The organism is Pseudoalteromonas sp. NFXS53 (assembly GCF_056629255.1).
Genome location: NZ_JBWVBR010000040.1, coordinates 1 through 2981, shown reverse-complemented (window position 1 = coordinate 2981; position 2981 = coordinate 1). Strand labels below are relative to the sequence as shown.

General features: G+C 40.6%; 1 protein-coding gene. It reads right to left on the bottom strand.

Features of this window, described 5'->3' with window-relative positions; genetic code table 11:
* Positions 1-664 precede the first annotated feature (664 nt).
* Positions 665-2809, bottom strand: coding sequence for a YjbH domain-containing protein (locus tag AC1HJP_RS21075; protein WP_480363457.1), 2145 nt, complete (start codon positions 2807-2809; stop codon positions 665-667).
* Positions 2810-2981: the final 172 nt, after the last annotated feature.

Here is a 2981-nt window from a genome sequence, read left to right as displayed (position 1 = left end):
GACGACCCACACAAAATTAAAACACTTCGGTAGCAGCGATTTCATATCGCGTTCTGTTGATTGAGCACTCCATTGCAGTTGCTAAAATTGCTCATTTCACCTTGCGCAAAAATAACCTTGCTTCGCAACGTATATTTTGCACGATAATGTCGCCATAAATGACGGCCTACACAACAACTAAACCAATCACCTGTAGGTTGTGCTTTAGCGCAACAAGATTTTTAAATTAACACCATAAATAACAGCCTACAAAACTATAGATTGAGTACTCCATTGTAGTTTCTAAAATTACTCTTTCCACTTACTTAAAAATAACCTTGCTTCGCAACGTATATTTTGCACGATAATGTCGCCATAAATGACGACCTACACAACAACTAAACCAATCACCTGTAGGTTGTGCTTTAACGCAACAAGGTTTTTAGATTGTCGCCATGAATAAAGATCCAAAAACTGCAGATTGAGCACTCCATTGCGGCTGCTAAAATTGCTCTTTCCACCATGCACAAAAGCAACCTTGCTTCGCAACGTATATTTTGCACGAGTGTAGGCGCTGACTTTATGTCACACAAAAAAAAGCGCGCTTCACAAATATGAACCGCGCCTTATTCTATGTTCGTTGACCAGCAAACTTTACGCTCGCTAACTTATAACTTTTAAACTCTTATTTATAAGTCAAATACGCTTCTCTTAATCTCGATAAATTCGCGTATACATAACTGCTAGAATTACGACCTTGATTCAAGAATGTGCGTTCCATATTAATACGCGTATACATTTTCGAAGCTTGACCTCTCACCAACGCATTATTCGACTCACCAACACGGGTTGTTACCCCATGACGCCAAGCTTCATTGCCTTTAATTTGCCCATAAGGTGTAACTGACATGTCTTTACGTGGGCTCAATGGAATACTAAACGCAATACCTACTTGTTGGGCAGCTGTATCTGCTGCATAAATGGCAATATAGCTATCACCAAACCAGAAACGGCTTTCTACTTTCACACCTTCATCTAGCGCCCAAAACTTACCCATACTGGCATGAAGCGTGATATCTTGTTCTGACCAATTAAATTGATATTCAGCTAAATAATAATCACGAGAAGCATCATAATCTTGATACTCAAATTTAGCGATATTCGCACTTAATTGGTGACGACCACCAGGGCTTATCCAAGTGGTTTCATTAATCACACCATAATATTCATGATAGTTTCTGAACATACCCACTTGTGTCAGGTTATATATATTAAAAGGTAGCTCTAACGCCTGATAGAAAACAGCTTGATCAAGCCCACCTTTCAAGCGACGCCCATTGAATGTATCGCCCTTTTCAAAATCTTCAGTGTTAGCAACCACTTTTTGCATAGTCACATTAACACCAGCACCTTTCCAAAGCGGCACCTCAACATCAGCTCGAAGCGCCAATGAAAAATCATATACACCTAGCTCAGTTGCATAAGTTGCAGCTAATGCAGGAGAAAAAGTAACCCGAGGTAGAAAGTATGGGCTTTGCTCTGCGGTATTACCCACCCACATCATGCCCGATGGCGTTGCAACACTACCTTGGCGAACATCAAGATCTGGACTTACCCCTTCTGCAATAAACTGACGATAATTATCAACAGAACCTTGAATATTCAATAAACCAATATCGCTTTTCTCTAATTGAATTAAGAAACGAGCATGTTCTTTGGTAATGAACTCACCGATTCGGCCCATCACAAGACCCAATGCATCTAGGTCGTTACGATTAAATACTCTGTTTTCAAATTTAACCACAACACTTGGCGTTTCGTTAAACCCAATACTGAGGTTTTCAAAGCCATCTTCAATTAAAGCGAGTTTTAAGCGGTGTACTTGACTGCTTAAAGACACTTCTTGTTTACTTTGAGCCTGCGAACGGTCAGCTTTCGATGTGTCAGCCTTAGCAATGACTGATTGTTTAGGCTCTGGTGCTCTTTGGTTAAATACGATAGGTTTAGATAAATCAGAAGGCTCAGAATTTTTAGCAACGACAATAGCGGGAGCTGGCTTAATCTCTTGATAATTTTTACGTGCCTGGCTAGATAGCGGCATAGTAAAGTTAACGCCATAATATGTGCTGTCATTTTCTGAATAGTCAGTAGTACTATAAAAACGGCTCGTGAAAGTCAGCTCACCAATGTCAAATAGCCACTCTTTTGGCACAGTGAAGCGCGCAGCGGCATTGACAGCTTCGGCATCATGCTCTATCTGCAGAGCAAACCAGTCAAATGGCATCCATTCTATACCGCCAAAGGCACCATTCATCATACTAGTTTCATGATCGCTCTTGGCAGCACCTAATGAAAACCTAAAATCAGACCATTCTTTTGAGGCAACAGCGAAATGTGTTCGATATTTATTTGCAGCACCACCTATATCTTTACTACCTAAGGCAACACTAAACCAATCTTTAGGAATATAAGGGATTTGATACTTTGCATTGAATGACAAGTCACGAAGCTGCTTTTCTTCCTGCGCCGAAAAACCAAATGTCACATCATGCATCGTACTCGACGCAATAAACCCTGTAACTTCAAGCCTATCAAACAAGCCCACTGAAAAAGCAAAATTATGCCCATCAACGTAATTTTCACCTCTGTAATCAAGCATATTATTGTAGCTAAAATCGCTACTACCTGATTCCAGTACTTCAGCGTTGTTTGTATTTATTAACCCAGTGAACCCTGTAAAGTTACGGTATGTTTTAAGTGTTTCATCGGCAAAACTAGGCGCAGCAATAGCAACTAAGCCTGATGCGAGCAAAGGGAGTAGTTTAGACATAAATCCTAAGTCCAAGCGGTTATTATTTGTTCCAAAATTATAAAAGCAATATAACACTGAAAACGGAAAGCTGAAAGCAGAAAGCAGAAAGCGGTAAGCGGTAAGCGGTAAGCGGTAAGCGGTAAGCGGTAAGCGGTAAGCGGTAAGCGGTAAGCGGTAAGCGGTAAGCGGT